Raw genomic sequence first — 24,799 nt, 5'->3', positions numbered from 1 at the left:
TGCCTGCCACACGCCCGTCCCCGCGCCCGCCCTCCAACGGATTTCCGCCATGTCACCCGAACTTGCCCTGACCGAACTGCGCGGGGGCCTGATGGCCACGCTGTGGATCGCCGGCCCGCTGCTGCTCACCGTGCTGGTCGTCGGCGTGGTGGTGGGCGTGGTGCAGGCCGCCACGCAGCTCAACGAGCCCACCATCGCCTTCGTGGCCAAGGCCGCCGCGCTCACCGCCGTGCTGTTCGCACTGGGCAGCCTGCTGCTGGGACACATGGTGGAGTTCACGGTCCTGTTGTTCCAGCGCATACCGCACCTGATCGGGTAGGCCGCGCAGGATGGATGCCGCCACCGGAATGGCCTTCGACGGGCTCAACGCCTTCGGCATGATCGCCGATACGCTGTGGGTGCTGCTGCGCCTGGGCGCGATGATCATGGCCATGCCGCTGATCGGCACCCGCGCGGTGCCGCAGCGGGTCAAGGTGCTGCTCGGTGCCACGCTGGCCATCGCGCTGGCACCCATCCTGCCGCCCGTGCCGGCCTGGGTCGGCTTCGATGCCACCACCGTGCTGACGATCTTCCGCGAACTGGTGATCGGGGTGACCATCGGCTTCATGCTGCGGCTGGTGTTCGAGGCCGGTGCACTGGCCGGCGAACTGGTGGCGCAGGGCACCGGCCTGGCCTTCGCGCAGATGACCGACCCACTGCGTGGCGGCAGCTCCGGCGTCATCGGGCAGTGGTTCTACCTGCTGTTCGGGCTGATGTTCTTCACCCTCAACGGGCACCTCGCACTGATCTCCCTGCTGGTGGACAGCTACCGCGCCCTGCCCATCGGCGCCGCCCTGCCCGACCCGTCCGCGCTGGTGTCCATCGCCCCCACCTTCCTGCTCACCGTGCTGCGGGGCGGCCTGAGCCTGGCGCTGCCGCTCATCGTGGCGATGCTGGCCATCAACCTGGCCTTCGGCGCGCTGGCCCGCGCCGCACCCGCGCTCAACCCCATCCAGCTCGGCCTGCCCGTTTCGCTGCTGCTGGGCCTGGTGCTGCTGACCGTGCTCTCCAGCGAGATGGCACCGCCGGTGCAGCGCCTGTTCGACGCCGCCTTCGAGGCCGCCCGCGCGGTCTATCTCTGAGGCCTGCCGCCTGGCACGGGAGTTGCACGTAAGCGTGCACCCTCCCGCTGCCGCGTGCCATGTCCGAAGAAGAATCCGCCGGCGAAAAGACCGAACAACCCACCGAAAAACGCCTGCGCGATGCCCGTGAGAAGGGCAACATCCCGCGCTCGCGCGAGCTGGGCACCGCCGCGGTGTTCGGGGCCGGGGTACTGGCCCTCATGGCCAGTGGCGGCACGCTGGCGCGCGAAGGCCTGGCCTGGATGAAGCGGGCCCTGCAGCCGGACCTGGCCCTGCGCCAGCACCCGGCCGAACTTTTCGGGCACTTCGGCGACCTGCTGCTGCGCCTGCTGCTGGCCACCGCGCCGCTGCTGGTCGTGTGCCTGCTGGCGAGCGTGGCCGCACCGATGCTGATGAGCGGCCTGCGCTGGTCCAACACCTCCCTGGCACCGGACTTCAAACGCCTCAGCCCGGCCGCAGGGCTCAAGCGCCTGTACGGGCCGGAAGCCATCGCCGAGTTCACCAAATCACTGCTGCGCGTGGCCTTCGTCGGCGGTGCCGCCGGCCTGGTCATCTGGTCCAGCATCGCACCGCTGACCATGCTGATGGACCGCCCGCTTGAGGCAGCCATCGTGGGCGGGCTGGGCTTCACGCTCAAGCTGCTGCTGGCCACGGCCGGGGCCATGCTGCTGCTGGCCGCCATCGACGCCCCGTACCAGCGCTGGAACTGGAACCGCAAGTTGAAGATGACCCGCGAGGAACTGCGGCGGGAAATGAAGGAAAGCGACGGCAGCCCGGAGGTCAAGGGCCGCATTCGCCAGCTGCAGCACCAGATGGCCAACCGCCGCATGATGGAAGCGGTGCCCACTGCGGACGTGGTGGTGGTCAACCCGACCCACTACGCGGTGGCCCTCAAGTACGAAGGCAACCGCATGGGTGCCCCCACCGTGGTCGCGCTGGGCGTGGACGAGACCGCGCTCCACATCCGCCAGGTGGCCGAGGGCAACAAGGTGGCGATCGTGTCCGCCCCGCCTTTGGCACGCGCCTTGTATCGGGAGGGGGAACTCGGAAAGGAAATCCCCGTGAGACTGTACTCCGCCGTGGCCCAGGTCCTGTCCTACGTCTACCAGCTGCGCACCTGGCGCACCGGGCCGATGCCGCCCACCCCGTTGATCGCCGTGGATGAATTCGGTCCAGGAGAACACCCATGAGCACGCAGGCTCCGGGATTCAATACGCGCCGCATGCTCGGCATGATCCGCCAGGGGATTGGCGCGCCGCTGATCGTGCTGGCGCTGCTGGCGATGGTCGTGGTGCCGCTGGCCGCGCCGGTGCTCGATGCGCTGTTCACCTTCAACATCGCCATCTCGCTGATGGTGCTGCTGGCGGTGGTCTACGTGAAGCGCCCGCTGGATTTCACCATCTTCCCCATCGTGCTGCTGGTCACCACCATGCTGCGCCTGGCGTTGAACGTGGCCTCCACCCGCGTGATCCTGCTCAACGGCCAGAACGGCCACGAGGCGGCCGGCAAGGTGATCGCCTCCTTCGGCGAGTTCGTCATCGGCGGCAACTACGCGGTCGGCATCGTGGTCTTCGCCATCCTGACCATCATCAATTTCGTGGTGATCACCAAAGGCGCCGGCCGCGTTTCGGAAGTCACCGCGCGCTTCATCCTCGATGCCATGCCCGGCAAGCAGATGGCCATCGACGCCGACCTCAATGCCGGCCTGCTGACCCGCGAAGAAGCCAAGGTCCGGCGCGAGGAAGTGCGCGAGGAAGCCGATTTCTACGGTGCGATGGACGGTGCCAGCAAGTTCATCCGCGGCGATGCGATCGCCGGCCTGCTGATCCTCTTCATCAACCTGGTCGGCGGCCTGGCCGTGGGCATGCTCCAGCACAACATGGCCTTCGGCGATGCCGCCGCCACCTACACCATGCTGTCCATCGGTGACGGCCTGGTTGCGCAGCTGCCGGCCCTGCTGGTCTCCAGCGCGGTGGCGATGCTGGTCACCCGCGCCTCGCGCGCGCAGGACATGAGCGCGGCAATGACCGGACAGGTCTTCGGCCAGTACCGTGCGCTGGCGATCACCGCCGGCATCATCGGGCTGGTCGGACTGGTGCCGGGCATGCCCAACGTGGCCTTCCTCACGCTGGCGGCGATCCTGGGCCTGCTGGCCTGGAAGATCTGGAAGAAGGACCAGGCTGCCGGCGCGGCCGGAGAATCCGCCACGCCGGCGGCGCCGGGCTCGCCGGCGGCACTCGGCCGCCCCGCGCCCGCACCGACCGCCGAACTGAGCTGGGAAGACCTGCGCCCGGTGGATCCGCTCGGCCTGGAAGTGGGCTACCGGCTGATCCCGCTGGTGGATGCGGCGCAGGGCGGCGAGCTGATGGCACGGATCAAGGGCGTGCGCCGCAAGCTGACGCAGGACCTGGGCTTCCTCATCCCCTCCGTGCACATCCGTGACAACCTGGAACTGCCGGCGTCCGGCTACCGCCTGCTGGTCCACGGCGTACCGGTGGCCACGGCCGAGATCCATCCCGACCGCGAACTCGCACTCGATCCGGGCAGTGCGCTGGGCCAGCTGGAGGGCATCGCGGGCAAGGATCCCGCCTTCGGCCTGGACGCCACCTGGATCCAGCCGCACCAGCGTGCCCATGCCGAGTCCATGGGCTATACGGTGGTCGACCCGGCCACGGTGATGGCCACGCACCTTTCGCACCTGATCCGTGAGCACGCCCCGGACCTGCTCGGCCACGAAGAAGTGCAGCAGCTGCTGGCCAACCTCGGCAAGAGCGCGCCCAAGCTGGTGGAAGACCTCACGCCCAAAGCGCTGCCGCTGTCGGTGGTGGTGCGCGTGCTGCAGAACCTGCTGCTTGAACGCATCCCCGTGCGCCAGCTGCGCAAGATCACCGAGGCACTGGTGGAAACGGCCCCGACCAGCCAGGACCCGGCCGTGCTGACGGCGGCGGTGCGCAACACGCTGGGCCGTTTCATCGTGCAGGAGATCGCCGGGATGTCGCCGGAGCTGCCGGTGTTCACCCTCAATCCGCAACTGGAACGCGTCTTGCAGGAGTCCACGCAGGGCAACGGCGCTGCGCTGGAACCCGGTCTCGCCGAACGGCTCCACCAGAGTCTTGCCGAATGCGTGGGCAAGCAGGAAGCCCGCAACGAGCCCGCCGTCGTGCTGGTACCGGGAACGGTACGCGCCGCGCTGGCACGGCTGGTCCGCCACAGCGTCCCGGCGTTGTCGGTGCTGGCCTACAGCGAAGTGCCGGAAGACAAGCGCCTGAAGCTGGTCGGCACGATCAGCTGAGGCCGCGACGGAAAACCGCCACACGCCGTACCCGCGTCACCGAACACACACCTGTCAGACCACTCGACCAAGGGGATTACTCGCCGTGCTTACCACTGAACCGATGCACTCCCCTTCGTCCGCCACGTCGCCGTCCCGGAACGCCAGCATGAAAATCAAACGATTCGTCGCCGCCGACATGCGCTCGGCCATGAACCTGGTGCGCAAGGAACACGGCCCGGATGCCGTGATCCTCTCCAACCGGCGGATCGCGGAAGGTGTCGAAATCGTGGCCGCCGCCCATTACGATGAATCAGTGGTGCAGCGCGCCCTGGACGCCGCCCGTCGTGACAGCGCCCCGGCGCCCGCAGCGCCGCCGCCGCGCCCGCGCAGCGCCGCCGATGCGATGATCGCGGCGATGACGCGCCGCCGTCGCGAACCCGATACCGAGCCCGCGCCCGCCGCCGCCACCACCTCGGCCGTGGCCGCCCTGGCCCGCGCTGCGGTCGGCGCCACCGGCCGCACCCTGGATTCGGCCAACGAAAGCGTGCCGCCGCGCGGCAGCACCGGGTTCGCCGCCACCCTCGCCCGTGCCGCCGGCCTGTCCCGTTTCGATGGCGCACGCCCGGATGAGGCACGCTTCAACGTCGCACGCTTCGAAGTGCCGGAATCCGAAGCACCCGTCAAGGAAACGGCGTCGCTGCCGGAACAGATCTTCGCGCCCTTCGCCCGGGCGGAGCAGCCGGCGCCGAGGGACCCGGAGCGGCGCGTGGACAGCCCCGCCACGGGCACTCGGGCGGTGTTCCACATCGATCCGCCGCAGGAGGCGCCGCGCCTGCAGCCCGACGTGACCCTGCCGCCGCCCCTGCCGCTGCACGCACAGGCCATCGCGCAGCCGCGCGTGCCGACCCTGTACGAGCCGCTCCCGGTCGCCGTGGACGCCGTCGAACCGGCCCATGTAGCCATACCGCTGGCCCCGACGGCCCCGCTCGCCCCGTTCGCCGCGGGCGCCGTTGCCGAACCTGCAGCACCGGTCTTCGTGCAGCACGAGATCACCCGGGTGGATCCGCCCGTGGCCGCGATCGCGCCGGCGCCGGTGGCCGCCGCGCCTGCCGTGCAGGCCCCCGTGCTCACGGTGGTCCCGCGTGATGATGGCGAACTGCGCAGCCTGCGCAATGAAGTGGCCGGCATGCGCCAGATCATCGAGCGCGAAATGAACCGCTTCACCGACGAGCGCCTGCGCGGCAGCCCGGTGCGTTCAGGCGTGCTCGACCTCATGGAAGAGTACGGCTTCGATGCCGGCATGTGCCGTGACATCACCCTGCAGATTCCGCTGGACACGGAAGCGCACCGCAGCCGCGGCCTGATGCTGGGCCTGATCTCGCGCCGCCTGCCGATCGCCCCGGTGGACCCGCTGGAGGCTGGCGGGGTGATCGCGCTGGTGGGCCCCACCGGCGCCGGCAAGACCACCACCATCGCCAAGCTCGCTTCGCGTTTCGCCGAAACGCATGCCCCGCGCGATGTGGCCCTGGTCACCACCGATACCGCCCGCATCGGTGCGCGCGAGCAGCTGTACGGCTTCGGCCGCCAGCTCGGCATCGCGGTGCACGAGGCCAACAGTGGCAGCGACCTGGACCGCCTGCTGGAGCGCCTGAAGGACTACAAGCTGGTGCTGATCGACACCGCCGGCCTGGGCCCGCGCGACCGCACCCTGGTCGCGCAGCTGCAGTGGCTGCGTGCCGCGCGCCAGGTCAGCAGCCTGCTGGTGCTGCCGGCCAACACCAGCTTCAACGACATGGACGAAGTGGTGCGCCGCTTCAGTGCCGCCAACCTGCAGGGCGTGGTGCTCAGCAAGCTGGACGAAACCGGCCGCTTCGGCAGCGCCCTTTCGGTGGCCGCCGACCACCGCCTGCCCATCACGTGGGTCACCGACGGCCAGGATGTGCCGGAAGACCTGCACCGCGCCAGTGCCGCCAATCTCGTACTTCGCCTTGAAGATCTGCGCCGCGCGGCCGATATGCCCTGCAACCCGGAGTTGAACCATGCAGTCGCGTGAGTACGCCAAGCTGACCACCACCTTCCCGTTGTCGGCTACCCGCAGCCAGCCGCTCGGGCCCGTGCGCACCATCGCCGTCACCGGCGGCAAGGGCGGCGTGGGCAAGACCAATGTTTCGGCCAACATGGCCGTGGCACTGGCCGGCATGGGCAAACGCACGCTGCTGCTGGACGCCGACCTCGGCCTGGCCAACATCGACGTGATCCTCGGCCTGCACCCCAAGCTGACCCTGGCCGACCTGGTCGCCGGGCGCTGCACGCTGGAGGACGTCATCATCGAAGGCCCCAACGGCGTGCTCGTGGTGCCCGCCGCCTCCGGCCGCCGGCACATGGCCGAACTGGCCCCGGCCGAGCACGTGGGCCTGGTCAACGTGTTTTCCGAACTCGAGCGCGAGCTGGACGTGATGGTCGTGGACACCGCCGCCGGCATCAGCGATGGCGTGCTCACCTTCTGCCAGGCCGCGCAGGACACGGTGGTGGTGGTCTGCGACGAGCCGGCCTCCATCACCGATGCCTACGCGCTGATCAAGGTGCTCTCGCGCGAGCGCGGCGTGGACCGCATCCAGGTGGTGGCCAACATGGTCCGGGACCCGAACGAAGGCCGCGTGCTGTATGAAAAGCTGGTGCGGGTCTGCGAGAAGTTCCTCGCCGATGTCTCGCTCAACTACCTGGGCTGCGTGCCGCAGGATGACTGGCTGCGCCTGTCCGTGCAGCGCCAGCAGCCGGTGGTGAAAGCCTATCCATCCAGCCCCTCGGCCCTGGCGATCAACGAGATCGCCCGGCGCACCGCGCGCTGGCAGGCTCCGACGGTACCGCGCGGCGGCGTGGAGTTCTTCATGGAACGCATCCTGCGCCAGCGCGGGGTGATCGCATGAAAGCCGCCGCCCACTACCGCGAAGTGCAGCGCAACTCCGCCAACGAGTGCATCGCCCAGCACGCGGACCTGGTCCGCCGCATCGCCCATCACCTTGCCGCGCGGTTGCCCGCCAGCGTGGAAGTGGACGATCTGGTGCAGGCCGGCATGATGGGGCTGATCGAGGCCTCGCGCAGCTACGACGCCGAACAGGGCGCCTCGTTCGAAACCTACGCCTCGATCCGCATCCGTGGTTCGATGATCGACGAGATCCGACGCGGCGACTGGGTGCCGCGTTCGGTACACCGCCGTGCGCGCGATGCCGCCGCCACCATCCGCCGCCTGGAGCAGGCCGGTGGCCGTGCCGCCAGTGCCACCGAAGTGGCGGCCGCGATGGACATGCCATTGCCGGACTACCTGCGGCTGATGGAAGATGCCGCGCGCGGCCAGGTGCTGAGCCTGGAATCGCGCATCGAAGACCAGGGCGAGCTGGACACCCCCGCACAGGGCGGTCCGACGCCGCAGCAGGTGCTGGAACGGGGCGAGTTCGGGCGCGAGCTGGGCAAGGCCATCGGCCTGCTGCCCGAGCGCGAACAGCTGGTGCTCTCGCTCTACTACGAGCAGGAACTGAACCTGAAAGAGATTGGCGCGGTGCTGGGTGTCAGCGAGTCCCGCGTCTGCCAGATCCACGGCCAGGCGGTCCTGCGCCTGCGTGGCCGATTGAAGGTCTTCCAGGCTGCCGACGCCGGCCTGGAAGAATAAAGCACTCACGAGGAAACCCGCTTTGAACAAGAACATGCGCATCCTGATCGTCGACGATTTTTCGACCATGCGTCGTATCGTCAAGAACCTGCTCGGCGACCTGGGCTTCACCAATACGGCCGAAGCCGAAGATGGGCATGCCGCGCTGACGCTGCTGCAGAGCCAGCCCTTCGATTTCGTGGTCACCGACTGGAACATGCCGGTGATGACCGGCATCGAGCTGCTCAAGGCGATCCGCTCCGATGACCGGCTCAAGACGCTGCCGGTGCTGATGGTGACCGCTGAAGCCAAGCGCGAGCAGATCATTGAAGCGGCGCAGAACGGGGTCAACGGCTACATCATCAAGCCCTTCACCGCGCAGACGCTGGAAGAAAAGCTGGGCAAGATCTTCGAACGCCTGGCGGCCAGCGCCTGATGGAGACGATCGCGGAGAAATCGCTGCTGGTGCAGCGCCTGCAGGATGCCCTGGCCGCGCTGGAAAGCGGTGACGAAGCCGGCTGGCGCCAGCATATCGACGGACTGGCCGCCGCACGCACCCAGCCGATGATGGCCGGCCTTTCGCGGCTGGCACGCGAGCTGGGCCAGGCGCTCGGCGAGCTGCCCACGCTGCCCAGCGAGGCCGGCGAGCTGGACGATGCCTGCGCCCGCCTGGACCACGTGGTGGCGATGACCGAACAGGCCACGCACCGCACCCTGGACCTGGCCGAGGAATGCCGGCGCCTGACCGAGCAGCTGCGCGCGGACGGCCTCAACGCCGACCAGGAAGGGCAGCTCGAGCGCATCCGCCACAACCTCACCGAGATCGCGCTGACGCAGAGCTACCAGGACCTGACCGGCCAGATCATCCGCCGCGTGGTGGGCATCGTGCGCCGCGTCCATGAAGGCTTCGGCGCCCTTGGGCTGCCGCCGGAAAAGCACGGCGCCAACGAACCGGCGCTGGCCGGCCCGGCCGTGCGCGGCATCGACCGCCACGCGGTGTCCCAGAACGACGCCGACGATCTGCTATCCGACCTGGGGCTGTGACATGAGTGGAATCGCCGACGACATCGCTGCGGACTTCATCATCGAGGCGCAGGAAATCCTGGATCGTCTCGGCGAACAGCTGGTGACCCTGGAGCAGGACCCGCAGGACAGCGGCCAGCTCAACGCGGTGTTCCGCGGTTACCACACGCTCAAGGGCGGTGCGGGGTTTCTCGGCATCCAGCCGATGGTCGAGCTCTGCCACGCCGCCGAGGAAACCCTCGGCCTGGCCCGCTCCGGCCAGGCCACGCTGCAGCCGCACCACTTCGATGCCGGCCAGCAGTCGCTGGACTACCTGCAGGCGATGCTCGATGCGGTGTCCAGCGGTGAAGAGCCGGGACACGCCCCGGCGGAACTGATCGCGCAGTTCGATGTCGGCGCTCCGACAGCGGCCGGCGCGGGCCCGGCCGCCGCATCGGCCGACCCGGACCTGATCACCGACGATGAGTTCGAAGCACTGCTGGACCAGCTGCAGGGCAATGCGAAGGCCGCCGCGAAACCGCCGGCCGATGATGGCCTGATCAGCGAAGACGAATTCGAGGCCCTGCTGGACCAGCTGCACGGCGGCGGCGTGCCCGGTGCCAACGCGCCCTCCTCGCCCACCCCGCGCCCACTGCCGGCCCGCCCCGCGCCTGCGGCCGCACCAGCGCCCGCGCCGGCCGCCAAGCCGCCGCGCGTGGTCGCCGAGGCCGAACAGACCGTACGCGTGGATACCAAGCGCCTGGACGCGATCGTCAACCTGATCGGCGAACTGGTGCTCTCGCGCAACCGCCTCAAGACCCTGCGTGCGCGCCTGCGCGATGAAGAACTCGATCGCGCGGTTTCCACGCTGGACATCGCCACCGCACGCCTGCAGTCGGCGGTCATGCGCACGCGCATGCAGCCGGTGGGCAAGGTGTTCTCACGCTTCCCCAAGGTGGCCCGCGATGTAGCGCGCAACCTGAAGAAGGAAGTGGAGCTGGACCTGTTCGGCGCCGAGACCGAGCTGGACCGCAACCTGGTGGAGGCCCTGGCCGATCCGCTGGTGCACCTGGTGCGCAATGCCATCGATCACGGCATCGAGATGCCCGAGCTGCGCGAAGCACAGGGCAAGCCACGCAGCGGCCAGGTGCGGTTGTCGGCGCAGCAGGAAGGGGACTATGTCAGCATCGAAGTGCAGGACGACGGCGCCGGCATCGATCCGGAAAAACTGCGCGCCAAGGCCCGCGAGAAGGGCCTGATCGACCCGGAAGCCGCCGCGCGGCTGAGCACCGAGGAGTGCCTGCACCTGGTGTTCCTGCCCGGCTTTTCGACCAAGGCGGAGGTGACCGATATCTCCGGCCGCGGCGTGGGCATGGACGTGGTGCAGTCGCGCATCCGCGAGCTCAGCGGGCAGATCCAGATCCAGTCCGAGCTGGGCCGCGGCAGCCGCTTCCTGATCCGCGTGCCCCTCACCCTGGCCATCCTGCCGACCCTGCTGGTGCAGGCGGGCGAGGATGTCTATGCGCTGCCGCTGGCCCGCGTGATGGAAGTACTGCATGCACCGTCCACGTCGCTGGGCTGGTTCGATGGCCGGGCGGTGCTTGATCGCCGCTCGCACACCCTCGCCCTGGTCGACCTGCGCCGTTGGCTGGACGTGGAACCGATGCAGAGCGCACTGCTCACCATCGTGGTGCTGCAGGCCGGCGAGGCCCGCTTCGGGCTGGTGGTCGACCAGGTCCGCGGACGCGAGGAAGTGGTGATCAAGCCGCTGCCCAAGGCGCTGCGTGGCCTGCGCGGCTATGCCGGTGCCACGCTGATCGGCGACGGGCGCATGGCGCTCATCCTGGACGTCGACGGGCTGCGCAGCCCGCACGACTGAATGAAAACGTGACGTCGGTCGGCACCCTGCCGGCCGGCACCTCAAGTCAACGCACGCCAGGCCGATACCAACCACCATGGACAGACTCAGCCTCATCGGACTCTTCCTCGCCCTGGCGTCACTGGTCGGAGGCAGCATCCTCAAGGGCGCCGGACTGGCCTCGCTGTGGTCGCCCGCCGCCTTCGTGATCGTCATCGTGGGAACCATCGCCGCGATCCTCCTGCACACCTGCCCGGCCGTTTTCAGGCATGCGTTCAAGATCGTCGGCTGGGTCGTCCGTCCGCCGGCCAGTGATCGCCGCGCCCTGATCCTGCAGATCGTGGAATGGAGCAACATCGCCCGCCGCCAGGGCCTGCTCGGCCTGGAAGCGCAGGTGGACGCGCAGCGCGACCCGTTCCTGCGCAAGGGGCTGCAGCTGCTGGTGGACGGCGTGGAGCCGGAAAGCATTCGCCACATGATGGAGATCGAACTGAGCAGCCGTGAACACCAGGACCTGGCCGCGACCAAGGTCTTCGAGGCCATGGGCGTCTACGCGCCCACGCTCGGCATCATCGGTGCGGTGCTGGGCCTGATCGCGGTGATGAAGAATCTCGCCGACCCCAGCAAGCTCGGCCACGGCATCGCCGCCGCGTTCACCGCCACCATCTACGGCATCGCCTCGGCGAACCTGCTGTTCCTGCCGGTGGCCGCCAAGCTCAGGAGTGTCATCGCCCACAACACGCGCGACCGCGAGATGGCCATCGAGGGACTGATCTCCATCGCGCAGGGTGAGAATCCGCGCAACATCGAAACCAATCTTTCCGGGTTCCTGCACTGACATGGCCCGCCGCCGCCCGCACGAAGAACATGCCAACCATGAGGCCTGGGCGATCCCGTACGCCGACCTGATGACGCTGCTGCTTGCCTTCTTCGTGGTGATGTATGCCATCTCCTCGGTCAACGAGGGTAAGTACCGGATCATGGCCGATGCGCTGACCGATGCCTTCGGCGGCGCACCACGCACCATCAATCCGGTGCAGGTCGGCAACCAGCAGGTGCAGGGCGCGCAGTGGGACAGCCCGTCGGTGATCAAGACGGGCAACCGCGTGGGGCCGTCGCTGCCCTCGCCGGTGACCGACGCCTCGCTGTTGCCTTCGATGGCCGCGCAGATGCGCAGCCCGGTTTCGATGCGCGACCAGGCACGCCTGCAGCAGGCCGAACAGCAGCTGGGCATGATCGCCGACGGCCTGACCGCCACGCTCGCGCCGCTGATCGAGCGCGGCATGATCAGCGTGCGCCGCAACGAACTGTGGATCGAGGTCGAGATCAACAGCGACATCCTGTTCCCCACCGGCTCGGCTACGTTGAACGTGCATGCGCGCGACACCCTGGCCCGCCTGGCCGACGTGCTGCGCAATGCACCCAACGGCGTGCGCGTGGAAGGCCATACCGACGACATCCCGATCGCCACCGCGCAGTTCCCCTCCAACTGGGAACTGTCGGCCGCACGTGCGGCCAGCGTGGTGCACCTGTTCGCCGACCAGGGCCTGCAACCGGATCGGCTGGCCATGGTCGGCTACGGTGAGTTCCGCCCGCGCGCGGAGAACACCACCGCGGCCGGGCGCAACCGCAACCGGCGCGTGGTGGCCATCATCCTGGCCGATACCGGCCGCGCGGCCGATGCCGTGGCACCGCAGCTGGATGCCGTGGCCACTGCTTCGGCAGACACCCCGCGTTCCCCCTCCCCCACCCGGACGGCGCCCAGTGCGCCGCCGACGGCAGGCCGCCCCGCCGGCGCCGCCGCCACGTCAGCCATGAAGGAGTAGATCGATGCGCATCTGGGCAATCGCCAACCAGAAGGGCGGCGTCGGCAAGACCACCACCACCCTCGCCCTCGGCCGTGGCCTGGCCGCGCTGGGACATCGTGTGCTGCTGATCGACCTCGACCCCCACGCTTCGTTGACCCGCGCCTTCGGCGTTGCGCTGGAGCCGGTGCCCAGCGGCGTGCTGGAGCTGTTCGCCAGTCCGCCTGCCGAGCTGTCCAGCCTCGCCCGCCCCAGCCCGATCGCGCACCTTGATTTCATCTGCGCACAGGCCGGCCTGGCCACGCTCGAGCGCCGCAGCGCCAACCAGCCCGGCCTCGGCCTGGCGTTGCAGAGTGCGCTGTCGCGCCACCAGGGCCGTCACGATTACATCCTGCTCGACTGCGCGCCGACCCTTGGCCTGCTGATGATCAATGCCCTGGCCGCCGCTGACCGGTTGATCATTCCGACCCAGGCCGAACCGCTGGCACTGCACGGCCTGGATGGCATGGTACGCACCGGCGAGATGGTCGAGCGTTCGCGCCGGCGCCCGATGCCGATGTCGATCCTGCCGACGTTGTTCGACCGCCGCACCCGCGCAGGCACCGACAGCCTGCGGCAGATGCAGGAGCGCCATGGCGCGCGGGTCTGGGAGGATGCGATCCCGGTGGATACGCGCATCAGCCAGGCCGCTGCGCTGACCCTGCCGGTGGTGGGTGACGAGTACCCGGGCCGCGGCCTGGCCGCGTACCGGCGTGCACTGCAGTGGATCCTGGCCGACGATGCGCGTGCGCTGGAGCAGGCCGCATGAACCGCGAAGACGTGCTCGACGACTACCTGGTGGAGCTGCTCGGCCCGGTCCAGGCGGCGCCGGTCGGCGCGCCCGCCACGGCGGATGCCAGCGCTGCGGTCCTTGCCCATGACGCCCCAGGCGCCTGCGGCGAGGCCCGCGAGCCGACCTGGGACGATCTCCCCGATGAGGTGATCTACGAGACCGGCCCGGCCACGCTGGCCGCCGATGTGGCCATTGCGGTGGCCGACGATGCCGAGCTGCAGGCCGCCTTCGACGCCGTGGCCAGCGCGGAGATCGCCGACGCCCACGCGGCCGCGCCTGCCCGCGAGCCGACCTGGGACGACCTGCCCGACGAGGTGATCTACGAGAGCGGTCCGGCCACGCTGGCTGCCGATGTCGCCATCGCGGTGGCTGACGATGCCGCGCTGCAGGCCGCTTTCGACGCCGTGGCCGGCGTCGGCATCGCCGACGCTGCGGGCCAGCCTGGCGCCAACGCGGCCGCCACGCCGGAGCCGACCTGGGACGACCTGCCCGACGAGGTCATCTACGAGACCGACCCGGACGCCAGTGCCGTGCTGACCAACGCCGACAGCCCGCACCTGGAGGCCGCGTTCGCCGCAGCGGCCGAGGTCCCCGCCGATACACCGCCGCCGGCACCGTCCACGCGCCTGCCCAGGCTGGCCCCCGCCGCGCCGGCCATCGCCCCGGCGTTCCAGGCCCCCTTCGCCGCACGCGCGCAACCCGCCGCCCCGGCTGACGGCAGCGCACGCCCGGCCAGCTGGCACGAACTGCAGGCCCAGCAGCCGGCCAGCAGCCCCAACGCCAATCGCCGCGCCACCGAACGCACCACCCGCTGGCTGCGCCTGCGCTGTGGCCCCCAGGCCTACGCGCTGGAGCTGCTCAAGGTGCAGGAGGTGGTGCTGCCGGTACCCCTGCTGCCCTTGCGCGGCACCCGTCCGGAGATGCTGGGCATCATGAACCTGCGCGGCCAGGTGGTGCCGGTGATGGACCTCGGCATACACCTCGGTGCCCAGGCCGCGGCCGATGACAGCCTCGCCCGCATCGTGGTGCTGGAAGAAAATGGCGACATCATGGGCCTGCGTGTCTCGGCAGTGGAGGACGTGACCAATCTGTCCGAATCCCAGATCGAACCCCCCGACACCGCCCGCATCTGCCGGATCAGCAACGATATCTTCCGCGGCGTGGCGCGCCTGCAGCAGCAACCGATGATCCTGCTCGACGCTACCCGCCTGCTGAACTGAATGCCGGCCTCAACGGAAGGCTAAAGCTTCCCGACGGTTCGCCGTTAATGACCTTGGAACCGTTTGTCCGGAGCAACGATGACTACTGTGGACCTGGGTGAGGATCTCGGCATCGAGAGCAGCACCGAGCTCAAGAACCGCCTCGCCCCCCTGATCGGGGACGCCGCGGAGGTGAGCCTGGATGTCAGCCGCGTCGGCCGCATCCATACCGCTGCCGTGCAGGTGCTGTGCGCCTTCGTGCAGCAGCGCCGCAGCACCGGGCTGGCGACCGGATTCAGTGGCGGCAGCGCCACTTTCAACGATGCCGTGCGACTGCTCGGCGTCGGCCAGGCCCTCGGCCTGGCTGTACCCCATGACAACCTGAAATCTGTGGAGAACGCGGCATGAGCGCACGTATCTTGGTGGTGGACGATTCGGCGTCGATGCGCCAGATGGTTTCCTTCGCCCTCACCTCGGCCGGTTTCGCCGTCGAAGAAGCCGAGGACGGCGCGGTGGCGCTCACCCGTGCCAAGGGCCAGCGCTTCAATGCCGTGGTCACCGACGTCAACATGCCGAACATGGATGGCATCTCGCTGATCCGTGAACTGCGCCAGCTGGCGGACTACAAGTTCACCCCGATGCTGATGCTGACCACCGAATCGGCCGCCGACAAGAAGTCCGAAGGCAAGGCCGCCGGTGCCACCGGCTGGCTGGTCAAGCCGTTCAACCCCGAACAGCTGGTCGCCACCGTGCAGAAGGTGCTGGGCTGATCGCCCCGCATTCCTGAGCCCCTTCCCGCCCTCGCACCACGGATCGCCCCCCACATGAGCATGGACCTGCAGCGTTTCCACGCCACCTTCTTCGAAGAGAGCCGCGAAGGACTGGACGCCATGGAATCGGGACTGCTGACCCTCGAATCGGGTCAGCACGATGCGGAGATCATCAATTCGGTGTTCCGCGCCGCCCACTCGATCAAGGGCGGTGCAGGCACGTTCGGCTTCGATGCCATCGCCAGCCTGACCCACGTGCTTGAAACGCTGCTGGACGAACTGCGTGCGGGCAAGCGGGCCCTGGAGGCGAACGCGGTCGATGCCATGCTGGCCTCGGTCGACGTGCTGCGCGCCCTGCTGCGCGAAGCCGAGCACGGCCAGCCCGCGGACCCGGCCGCCGTGGCCGCGATCAAGGCGCGCCTGGAATCCATCCTCTCCGGCCAGGCCGCACCCGCGGCGAGCACCCGGCCGGCCGCCGTGGCCGAGCCCGATCCCGAAGCGTGGGAGATCGGCTTCGTGCCGGCGCCGTCACTGTTCATGAGTGGCAACGACCCGCTGCGCATCATCCGCGAGTTGGAGCACCTGGGCCCGCTCAGTGTGCAGGCACGCATGGAACGGCTGCCCGGCTTCGAACAGCTTGATCCCTTCGAAGCCCACCTGGCCTGGGACCTCGGCCTGATCGGCCGCATCCCGCGCAGCAAGATCGAAGACACCTTCGCCTGGGTGGTGGACGACTGCGAACTGGACATCCGTCCGGCGGCCCCGCCAAGCCTGGCCACGCAGGCCGCCCCGGCACCGGTGGCCGCAGACGCGCCGGCGCCTGCGGCCGCGCCGGCCGCCACCGCGCCCGCCGCGGCGCAGCAGGAAGCCGAAAGTTCGATCCGCGTCAGCGTGGACAAGGTCGACGCGCTGATCAACCTGGTCGGCGAGCTGGTCATCACCCAGGCCATGCTCAAGCAGGTCTCCAATGCGATCGATCCGGCCCACGCAGAACAGCTGTTCGCCGGCCTGGACCTGCTTGAACGCAACACCCGCGATCTGCAGGAAGCGGTGATCGGCGTGCGCATGCTGCCGGTCGATGCCGTTTTCAGGCGCTTCCCGCGCCTGGTCCGCGACCTCTCCACCCGCCTGGGCAAGCACGTACGCCTGCGCACCATCGGCGAAGGAACCGAACTGGACAAGGGCCTGATCGAGAAGATCGCCGATCCGCTGGTGCACCTGGTGCGCAACTCCATCGATCACGGCCTGGAAATGCCCGAGGTCCGCCGCAACGCCGGCAAGGACGAGACCGGCACCATCACCCTGGCGGCCTCGCACCAGGGCGGACACATCGTCATCGAGGTCAGCGACGATGGCCACGGCCTCAACCGTGACCGCATCCTGGCCAAGGCGGCCGAGCGCGGCCTGGCCGTGCCGGACAACCCCACCGACGCCCAGGTCTGGGATCTGATCTTCCAGCCGGGCTTCTCCACCGCCGATGCGGTGACTGACCTGTCCGGGCGTGGCGTGGGCATGGACGTGGTCCGCCGCAACATCCAGGCACTCGGTGGCGAGGTGCAGATCGAGAGCCACCGCGGCGCCGGCACGCGCACGCTGATCCGCCTGCCGCTGACGCTCGCCATCCTGGACGGCATGACCGTTTCGGTGGCCAACGAAACGCTGATCCTGCCGTTGGCCTACGTCCTGGAGGCCCTGCAGCCGCAGGCCAGCGAGATCCGCAGCATGGCCGGCGAAGGCCGCGTGCTGAGGGTGCGTGGCGAGTACCTGCCCATCGTCTCGTTGAGTGAGTTCTACGGCTACGGCACGCGGCCCGCCGGCGAATCGCTGGTGGTCGTGGTGGAAGGCGATGGCCAGAAGATCGCGCTGGAAGTGGACGAACTGGTCGGCCAGCAGCAGGTGGTGGTCAAGAACATCGAGAACAACTACCGGCGCATCGACGGCGTCTCCGGTGCGACCATCCTCGGCGATGGCCGCGTGGCGCTGATCGTGGACATCGGTGGCCTGGTCCGCTCGCTGCGGGTTCCGCAGGCGGCCTGATCGGCGGGCGTCACCGCCCGGCATCACCCCAGACAGCCGGGCCCTGCCCGGCTGTTTTTTCGTCCGGACACCGCAACTGTGACCTCGCGCGGGCGTGGGCCGGCGCCCCGCGCATGGGCAGGGCTGTCCGCTGCCCTTTTGCGTGCTCGCGTTGGCGGGCCCTGCACCCGTGCGCCGGCGAAAAAAAGTGTGAACTTCATCTCAAGTGAAACGGGTACGCGCCGTTATCAGAAGTGACGGCGTGACACCGGCGCCGCCGCCCCTTCCGAATGACCGCCTTCGATCCCCGCCAGCGCCGCCCCCAGGCACGCTGCATCGCACTGGAGCACCCGCATGAAGTGGTTCCGAGACCTGCCCATCGCCCGCAAGCTGGCGGTGGCGTTCATCCTCACGACGCTGATGACGGTCGCGCTGGGGGCCTTCGCCCTGCTGCGCCTGTCCGGCGCCAATGCCCAGCTGGGCCAGATGTCCGGCAACACCATTCCCTCCATCCAGCACCTGGGTGAAGTGCGCGCCCAGCTCGGCGAGTTCCGTACCTACGAGATGGCCCAGCTGACCATGCTGGACCAGCCTGATCGCGTGGCCGACTACAACAAGCGCATGGACGCCTCGCACAAGATCGTCCAGGACGAGATGGTCGCCTATGCGGCGCTGCCCGCCGACGATACCGACCGGGCCATGTTCAAGAAGGTGCAGGACGATGTGGCGGCCTACTTCGCGGCGAACGCGAAGCTGCGCGAAGCCAGCAACGCCGGCGACGCGGTGACGGCCCGGCAGATTTCCGATGAGCAGTCGCGCCCGTTGCGCCGCAAGCTGTTCGAAGACCTCAAGGAACTCACCACCTATACCGCCAAGCGCATGGAAACCGACCTGGCGCAGGCCAACGACCTCCACAGCGCCAGCGTGACCGCGATCATCGTCACCATGCTGCTGCTCGCGCTGGTCGCCGCGGCGCTGGCGGTGCTGATCTCGCGCGCCATCACCGTCCCGCTGGGCAAGGCGCTGCAGGCCATCCAGGCCGTCTCGCGCGGCGATCTGAGCGTCACCGCAACGGCCAGCAGTGGCGACGAAGTGGGTCGCATGCTGGGCGCCACCGGTGAGATGACCGCGCTCCTGCGCCGCTTCTCCGACCAGACCCGCACCATGGTCGAGCAGCATGCCGGACCGGACATCAACCACCGTATCCCCGAAGATTTCCCCGGCGTCTACGGGGAGCTGGCGCACGGCATCAACACCGTGATCTTCGAACACCTCGACGCCATCCGCGATGCCATCGATGTGCTCAACCAGTACGCCACCGGCAACCTGGCGCCCGACGCACGCCGCCTGCCCGGCACCCGCGCGATCCTGCACGAGTCGATGGACGCGGCCAAGGCCAGCCTGCTGGCCATCAACACCGAGATCCAGGCGCTGGCCTCCGCCGCGGCCGTAGGTGATTTCAGCCAGCGCGGCGATGCCACCCGCTTCGATCACGATTTCAAGGTGATGATCCAGCAGCTCAACACCATGATGGAAGTGGCCGACGGCAATCTGTCCCAGCTCTCCAGCCTGCTGCAGTCCATCGCCGCCGGCGACCTCACCGCGCGCATGGATGGCCAGTTCCACGGCGTCTTCGCGCGCATGCGTGATGATGCCAACACCACCGTGGTCCAGCTGACCGACATCGTCTCGCGCATCCAGTCCTCGGCGCTCAGCATCCGCGGCGCTGCCGGCGAGATCGCCAGCGGCAACAGCGATCTCTCGCGGCGCACCGAACAGCAGGCGGCCAACCTGGAAGAAACCGCTGCCTCGATGGAGGAACTGACCTCCACCGTGCGCCAGAACGCAGACCATGCACGGCAGGCCAACCAGCTCGCGCAAGGCGCGCAGACAGTGGCCAGCCAGGGCGGTGATGTGGTCGGCCAGGTGGTCACCACCATGTCGGCCATCGAAACATCCTCCAGGAAGATCGCCGAGATCATCTCGGTCATCGACGGCATCGCCTTCCAGACCAACATCCTGGCCCTGAATGCCGCCGTGGAAGCGGCGCGTGCCGGTGAACAGGGCCGTGGCTTCGCCGTGGTCGCCAGCGAAGTGCGCACCCTGGCGCAGCGTTCGGCCGCAGCCGCCAAGGAAATCAAGGGGCTGATCGACGAGTCGGTGGAAAAGGTCGGCGACGGCTCGGCGCTGGTGCACAAGGCCGGCGAGACCATGGGCGAGATCGTGGCCTCCGTGCAGCGCGTCACCGACATCATGGCCGAGATCTCCGCCGCCTCCCAGGAACAGTCCGCCGGCATCGAGCAGGTGAACACCACTGTCGTGCAGATGGATGAAACCACGCAGCAGAACGCCGCCCTGGTGGAGGAAGCCACGGCTGCCGCGCGGGCCATGGAAGAGCAGGCGATGCAGCTCACCGACGCGGTGGCGCTGTTCCGCCTGGCCGGCAGCGAAAGCGCTGCGCGTCCCTCCGCGCCCGAGCGCGGCAGCATGCCGACGCCGGCGGTTCGCGTGCCACCGAAAGCCCCGGCGGCGCGCCGTGCGCCACAACAGCGCCAGCCCGCGCTGGCCGGCGATGGCGACTGGCAGGAGTTCTGATCGCGCATCTTGACCCTATCCGGGGGCGGTCCTGAGCGGCCACCCCCCTGCTGCGCACACACGGCCGCGGCCGGCGGAACTGGATTCACAGGCATTTCACGTCGCCTGGTGTTCAAGTTCCGCCGGCCGCGGCCGTTACTGCTTCCAGCTGACCGTGGAGACAGCGCATGGAAGCCACCGATCCCGCCCCGCCCGTTCCCCGCAGACGCCACGCCTGCGCCGGCGTCCTGCTGTTGGCGCTCTGGCTCGGGTGGACCGTGCCCGCCCTGTGGGCCCAGCTCGCTGCCGCCGATGCCGGCCTGATGTGCACGCCTGCGGCGGACGCCGCAGCCGATCCTTACTGACCGTCTGTCCATGCCACAGGGAGCCTTGCGCATGTCCACCCCAACCCGTGCCTTCGACCGTCTCGCCGGCCACGAACCGCTGCCCTTCCTGCAGGTCCTCGGCGCCGAAGCCGATCGTCTCTTCCTGGGTGTCACCGCCCTGCTCGCCGTGGTCTCCCTGGTGATGTCGGCCACCAGCGGGCACTGGCTGCCGTTCCTGTCGATCAGTCTGCCGACCGTTCTGGTGGTGGCCGCACAGGTGCGCCTGCTGCCCGGCACCCGGCTGTCACGCTGCACGATCGCACTGGCGTGGATGGTGCTCGCCGCCGTGCAGATCCACCAGAGTGGCGGCGTGCTCGAGACCCATTTCTCGGCGGTCATCCTCATCGCCCTGCTGCTGTACTACCGCGACTGGCTGCCACTGGTGGTCGCCGCCACCGCCATCGCCATCCACCATGTGGTGTTTTTCGTCCTGCAGCAGCGCGGACTGCCGTTCCCCGTGTTTGCCGCCGGCAGCGGCATTGGCGTGCTGGTGCTGCATGCAACCTACGTGGTGATCGAAACGACGCTGCTCTCGGTCATGGCGATCCAGATGCGCCGGCAGCTGGTGCTGTTGGGCCACGACCCCCGCGCACTGGCGAAACTGGCCCGGGACGTGGCGGCCGACGTGCCGCTACCCGCCGGCGTGGAGGCCACGCAGTTCCCGCCCGATTCGCTGGCCCGTGCGCTGGTCCAGGCAAGCGGCCAGCTGCTGCAGCGCCGCAACCAGGAGCAGGCGTCGCTGGCCGAAACGCTGCGCATCCGCGCGGCACTGGACGATGTCACCACCCACGTGATGATCGCCGACCGCGAGCGCAACATCGTCTACGTCAACCGCCCCCTCGCCACGATGCTGACCACCGTGGAGGCCGACCTGCGCCGCGACCTGCCGCAGTTCGATGCCGCGCACCTGATCGGCCGCAGCATCGACATCTTCCACCGCAACCCGGCCCACCAGGCGGCGCTGCTGGATGGCCTGACCGGCACCTGGCGCGCGCAGATCCGCGTGGGTGGCCGCACCATGCGCCTGATCATCAACCCGATCATCGCCAGCGACGGGACCCGGCAGGGTTTCGTGGTGGAGTGGTCCGACCGCACCGCCGAGCTGCAGGTGGAAGAAGAGCTCGGACGCATCGTGCAGGCCGCCGCGCAGGGTGACCTGGCACGCCGGGTCGCCTGCGAGGGCAAAGAGGGCTTCTTCCTGCAACTGGCCGAGCAGCTCAACGGCCTGCTGGACACCACGGCCCAGAGCATCGCGCAGATCTCCACCCTGCTTTCCTCGCTCTCGCGTGGCGACCTGACCACCCGCATGGACGGCGATTTCCACGGCGTCTACGCGCAGATCCGTGACGATGCCAATGCCACCGTAGGCGAGCTGAACGCCATCGTCTCCAGCATCCAGGGCGCTTCGCTGAGCATCAACGGCACGGCCACGAGCCTGTCCGAGGGCAACCGCCATCTGGCCGGACGCACCGAACAGCAGGCGGCGAGCCTGGAAGAGACCGCGGCCACGATGGAAGAGCTGACCGCCACGGTTCGCCAGAATGCCGAGCACGCGCGCCAGGCCAACCAGCTCGCCAGCGGCGCCGCCGCCGTGGCCCGCGAGGGCGGCGAGGTGGTCGGCCAGGTGGTGGCCACGATGAGCGAGATCGAGACCTCGTCGCGGCGCATCGCCGAGATCCTTTCGGTGATCGATGGCATCGCCTTCCAGACCAACATCCTCGCCCTGAACGCCGCCGTGGAAGCGGCGCGCGCAGGCGAGCAGGGTCGCGGCTTTGCGGTCGTGGCCTCCGAAGTGCGTACCCTGGCCCAGCGCTCGGCCGATGCGGCGAAGGAGATCAAGGGGCTGATCGCCGACTCGGTGGACAAAGTCGCCCATGGTGCGGCACTGGTCGACCGTGCGGGCGCGACCATGGGGGGCATCGTCAGCGCGGTGCAGCAGGTCAACCAGATCATGGGCGAGATCTCTGCCGCCTCCCAGGAGCAGAGCGCCGGCATTGAACAGGTCAACCAGAGCATCGCGCATATGGACGCCAACACGCGGCAGAACGCCGCGCTGGTCGAACAGTCCAGCGAGGCCACGCAGGGCATGGCCGGACACGCCGAACGGCTCGGCGAGGCCGTCGCACGCTTCCGCGTGCAGGCCGATCCCGGTGAACGGGCCGTGCTGCAGCGCCTGCAGGCACTGGCCGCGCAACCGCTGCGCGGCTGAGGCGGCGACCGGGCGCGGTGACGGCAGGCAGGGCTCAACTATCGCGCCCTGCGGCCGATACCTTGCTGAAGCAGCCGTCATGGTGCCCTCGCCAGCGCGCCCGCCACGCACCGCGCGGCATCCTCGTACCCGAACGTAGAACCCCATGTCCGCAGGCACGACCGACGCAGAACAGACCGACACCCACGCACAGGAAAGCGAGGCCGATGAGCGTTTCCTCGTCCGCAACCCCCTGCAGATCCGTCAGCTCCTGCGGTCGCTGATCGAGCAGCGGGCGTTGATCAACGCGCATATCGGCGGACGCGACCAGAGCTTCCCCACGGCGGTGCTGGAACTGGACGATGCGGAGGATCTGCTGCTGCTCGATGGCAGTCCGATGGAGTCGGCCAACCGCGCCGCAGAGGCGGAAGGCAACCTGCTGTGCTTCGCACAGCTTGAGAAGGTGATGGTGCGTTTCCGCGTGGACGGACTGCAGCGCGTGGGCAACGGCCAGCACATGGCCTTCCGCGCCGGGCTTCCCGACGAAGTGATGCACCTGCAGCGGCGCGAAATGTATCGGCTGGAAACCCCGATCACTGACTCGCCGCACCTGCTGCTGCCGGCCGCCGACGGCCGCCGCGAAGCACTCTCCATGCGCGTGGTGGACATCAGCGGCGGCGGCCTGGCCGTGAACATTCCCGCCGACATGCATCTGTTCGGGATGCAGAAGCGCTATGAGGCCGAGCTCTCCATCCCGGAAGGCCCGGACCTGCAGGTGAGCCTGATCGCCTGCAACGAGCGCCTGCTCAAGCTGCCCAACGGCAGTGAGAGCACGCGCATCGGGCTGCGCTTCGACCGCCTGCCGCGCGGTGGCGACAGCGCCATCCAACGCTACATCTTCCGCATCGACCGCCAGCGCAGTGCGCGCAAGAACGGGGATCTCTAGCACGCGCGCCGGAGAGGACTGCCGGTGCGGCCAACGACGTCTGCAGCACCTGGCGCCGGACCCGTGCAAGCAGTCCTAAAGTCCCGCCGCCCAGCGCCGATACAAAGCCTGAGACCGCGAACTCCGGCCCACCAGGACCCCCGATGAACGACAAGAACCAGGCTTCCGCCGACTCCGGCGGCGAATTCCTCAGCTTCACCCTCGGCGCCGAGCACTACGGCGTGGACATCCTGAAAGTGCAGGAGATCCGCGGTTACGATGCCGTCACCCGTGTACCCGATGCGCCCGACTACATCAAGGGCGTCATCAACCTGCGCGGCACCATCGTGCCGGTGATCGACCTGCGCCTGAAGCTGCGCCTGGAGAACGCCCGCTACGATGCCTTCACCGTGATGATCGTGCTCAACGTCGAGGACCGCGTGGTCGGCATCGTCGTGGACAGCGTTTCGGACGTGATTCCGCTGGCCGCCGAGCAGATCCGCCCGACCCCGGAATTCGGCGCCGCAGTGGACACCCGCTTCATCTCCGGGATCGGCACCCAGGACGACCGCATGCTGATCCTGCTGGACATCGAAACCCTGCTCGACAGCGCTGACATGGGTCAGGTCAACGCCGTCGACGACACCGCAGCAGCCGCCTGATCAACGGCGACAGCAGGCCTCAAGAATCGCCCTGTCGTGCCGATAGGGGATCAAGGCTTGTCCGCGACTGACTGCACCCTGCGGGCCGCACCATCCTTTCACCCTTGGAGATCCACCTCATGAAGTCCCTGCTTGCCGTTGCATCGGCCACCCTGCTGGCCGCCACCGCCCTCACCGCCACCGCCCAGCAGGCGATGATCCCGCCGGAGATGGCGGCCCGCCAGGTCGGCAAGGAAGGCATGGTGTGCGGCAAGGTGGAGAAGGCGCGTTACGCCGAAGGCTCCGAGGGCCAGCCCACCTTCCTGTACATGGGCGGTGCGTTCCCGCGCCACACCTTCTCCGCGCGCATCGCCGGCGCCAACCGCGGCAAGTTCAGCTTCCCGCTGGAAACGCTGGAAGGCAAGAACGTCTGCGTGATCGGCAAGATCGAGCGCGATGCCTCGCGCGCCGAGATCGAGGTCGCTTCGCCGGCCGGCCTGAAGCTGGCCGACATCAAGTAAGACCTGCTCCCAGCCGCACCCGGCGGTCGCCGGGGCGGCTG

The 24,799-nt window shown here is 68.8% G+C and carries 23 protein-coding genes; all 23 read left to right on the top strand.

Annotated elements, in window-relative coordinates:
* Window positions 1–49 precede the first annotated feature (49 nt).
* The 23 genes from FHY09_RS11490 (at window position 50) to FHY09_RS11380 (ending at window position 24,758) form a co-directional block, all read left to right on the top strand.
* Window positions 50–319 carry a flagellar biosynthetic protein FliQ gene (locus FHY09_RS11490; protein ID WP_166927022.1) on the top strand — a complete coding sequence of 90 codons (270 nt, stop codon included), beginning with the start codon at window positions 50–52 and terminating at the stop codon, window positions 317–319.
* Between the two features lie 10 nt (window positions 320–329).
* Complete coding sequence (gene fliR / locus FHY09_RS11485; protein WP_166927021.1) at window positions 330–1,121, top strand: flagellar biosynthetic protein FliR; 792 nt, start codon at window positions 330–332, stop codon at window positions 1,119–1,121.
* Between the two features lie 59 nt (window positions 1,122–1,180).
* Entirely contained in the window at window positions 1,181–2,311 is a 1,131-nt protein-coding gene (flhB, locus tag FHY09_RS11480) for a flagellar biosynthesis protein FlhB (RefSeq protein ID WP_166927020.1), read from the top strand.
* The gene (gene flhA, locus FHY09_RS11475; protein WP_166927019.1) at window positions 2,308–4,413 is read left to right on the top strand and encodes a flagellar biosynthesis protein FlhA; all 2,106 of its coding nucleotides are present in this window, start codon (window positions 2,308–2,310) and stop codon (window positions 4,411–4,413) included. The genes flhB and flhA overlap by 4 nt, the downstream gene beginning before the upstream one ends.
* A gap of 148 nt (window positions 4,414–4,561) precedes the next feature.
* Entirely contained in the window at window positions 4,562–6,448 is a 1,887-nt protein-coding gene (locus FHY09_RS11470) for an AAA family ATPase (RefSeq protein ID WP_166927018.1), read from the top strand.
* Complete coding sequence (locus tag FHY09_RS11465) at window positions 6,435–7,322, top strand: MinD/ParA family protein (RefSeq protein WP_166927017.1); 888 nt, start codon at window positions 6,435–6,437, stop codon at window positions 7,320–7,322. Before FHY09_RS11470 ends, FHY09_RS11465 begins: the two co-directional genes overlap by 14 nt.
* Window positions 7,319–8,062 (top strand): RNA polymerase sigma factor FliA, encoded by a 744-nt coding sequence (locus FHY09_RS11460; RefSeq protein ID WP_166927016.1) that lies wholly within the window; start codon window positions 7,319–7,321, stop codon window positions 8,060–8,062. Before FHY09_RS11465 ends, FHY09_RS11460 begins: the two co-directional genes overlap by 4 nt.
* Window positions 8,063–8,084: 22 nt before the next feature.
* Window positions 8,085–8,477: a chemotaxis response regulator CheY gene (cheY, locus tag FHY09_RS11455; RefSeq protein WP_166927015.1), complete on the top strand. Its 393-nt coding sequence runs from the start codon at window positions 8,085–8,087 to the stop codon at window positions 8,475–8,477.
* A complete protein-coding gene (locus FHY09_RS11450) occupies window positions 8,477–9,085 on the top strand; it encodes a protein phosphatase CheZ (RefSeq protein WP_166927014.1) in 609 nt (202 codons plus the stop codon). Before cheY ends, FHY09_RS11450 begins: the two co-directional genes overlap by 1 nt.
* A 1-nt stretch (window position 9,086) precedes the next feature.
* Window positions 9,087–10,922, top strand: coding sequence for a chemotaxis protein CheA (locus tag FHY09_RS11445; RefSeq protein WP_166927013.1), 1,836 nt, complete (start codon window positions 9,087–9,089; stop codon window positions 10,920–10,922).
* 76 nt (window positions 10,923–10,998) lie between these two features.
* Window positions 10,999–11,739 (top strand): flagellar motor protein, encoded by a 741-nt coding sequence (locus FHY09_RS11440; RefSeq protein ID WP_166927012.1) that lies wholly within the window; start codon window positions 10,999–11,001, stop codon window positions 11,737–11,739.
* Between the two features lies 1 nt (window position 11,740).
* Complete coding sequence (motD, locus tag FHY09_RS11435; protein ID WP_166927011.1) at window positions 11,741–12,727, top strand: flagellar motor protein MotD; 987 nt, start codon at window positions 11,741–11,743, stop codon at window positions 12,725–12,727.
* A 4-nt stretch (window positions 12,728–12,731) separates the two neighbouring features.
* Window positions 12,732–13,514: a ParA family protein gene (locus tag FHY09_RS11430; RefSeq protein WP_166927010.1), complete on the top strand. Its 783-nt coding sequence runs from the start codon at window positions 12,732–12,734 to the stop codon at window positions 13,512–13,514.
* Window positions 13,511–14,758: a chemotaxis protein CheW gene (locus FHY09_RS11425; protein WP_166927009.1), complete on the top strand. Its 1,248-nt coding sequence runs from the start codon at window positions 13,511–13,513 to the stop codon at window positions 14,756–14,758. Before FHY09_RS11430 ends, FHY09_RS11425 begins: the two co-directional genes overlap by 4 nt.
* A gap of 78 nt (window positions 14,759–14,836) precedes the next feature.
* The gene (locus FHY09_RS11420) at window positions 14,837–15,145 is read left to right on the top strand and encodes an STAS domain-containing protein (protein WP_166927008.1); all 309 of its coding nucleotides are present in this window, start codon (window positions 14,837–14,839) and stop codon (window positions 15,143–15,145) included.
* Window positions 15,142–15,507: a response regulator gene (locus tag FHY09_RS11415; RefSeq protein ID WP_166927007.1), complete on the top strand. Its 366-nt coding sequence runs from the start codon at window positions 15,142–15,144 to the stop codon at window positions 15,505–15,507. Before FHY09_RS11420 ends, FHY09_RS11415 begins: the two co-directional genes overlap by 4 nt.
* Before the next feature lie 54 nt (window positions 15,508–15,561).
* On the top strand, window positions 15,562–17,544 hold the full coding sequence (locus FHY09_RS11410) for a chemotaxis protein CheA (RefSeq protein ID WP_166927006.1): 1,983 nt from the start codon (window positions 15,562–15,564) through the stop codon (window positions 17,542–17,544).
* 333 nt (window positions 17,545–17,877) lie between these two features.
* Window positions 17,878–20,118, top strand: coding sequence for a methyl-accepting chemotaxis protein (locus FHY09_RS11405; protein WP_166927005.1), 2,241 nt, complete (start codon window positions 17,878–17,880; stop codon window positions 20,116–20,118).
* 167 nt (window positions 20,119–20,285) lie between these two features.
* Complete coding sequence (locus tag FHY09_RS11400) at window positions 20,286–20,462, top strand: hypothetical protein (RefSeq protein ID WP_166927004.1); 177 nt, start codon at window positions 20,286–20,288, stop codon at window positions 20,460–20,462.
* Between the two features lie 31 nt (window positions 20,463–20,493).
* Window positions 20,494–22,692, top strand: a complete 2,199-nt coding sequence (locus tag FHY09_RS11395; RefSeq protein WP_166927003.1) for a methyl-accepting chemotaxis protein — start codon at window positions 20,494–20,496, stop codon at window positions 22,690–22,692.
* A 145-nt stretch (window positions 22,693–22,837) separates the two neighbouring features.
* On the top strand, window positions 22,838–23,617 hold the full coding sequence (locus tag FHY09_RS11390; protein ID WP_166927002.1) for a flagellar brake protein: 780 nt from the start codon (window positions 22,838–22,840) through the stop codon (window positions 23,615–23,617).
* A gap of 143 nt (window positions 23,618–23,760) precedes the next feature.
* On the top strand, window positions 23,761–24,258 hold the full coding sequence (locus FHY09_RS11385; RefSeq protein WP_166927001.1) for a chemotaxis protein CheW: 498 nt from the start codon (window positions 23,761–23,763) through the stop codon (window positions 24,256–24,258).
* A gap of 119 nt (window positions 24,259–24,377) precedes the next feature.
* Window positions 24,378–24,758, top strand: a complete 381-nt coding sequence (locus tag FHY09_RS11380; RefSeq protein ID WP_166927000.1) for a hypothetical protein — start codon at window positions 24,378–24,380, stop codon at window positions 24,756–24,758.
* The last annotated feature ends 41 nt before the right edge of the window (window positions 24,759–24,799 follow it).

It is taken from the genome of Xanthomonas sp. 60 (genome assembly GCF_011761925.1).
Note: the sequence above shows the minus strand (reverse complement) of the source record. Positions and strands in the feature narration are given on the sequence as shown.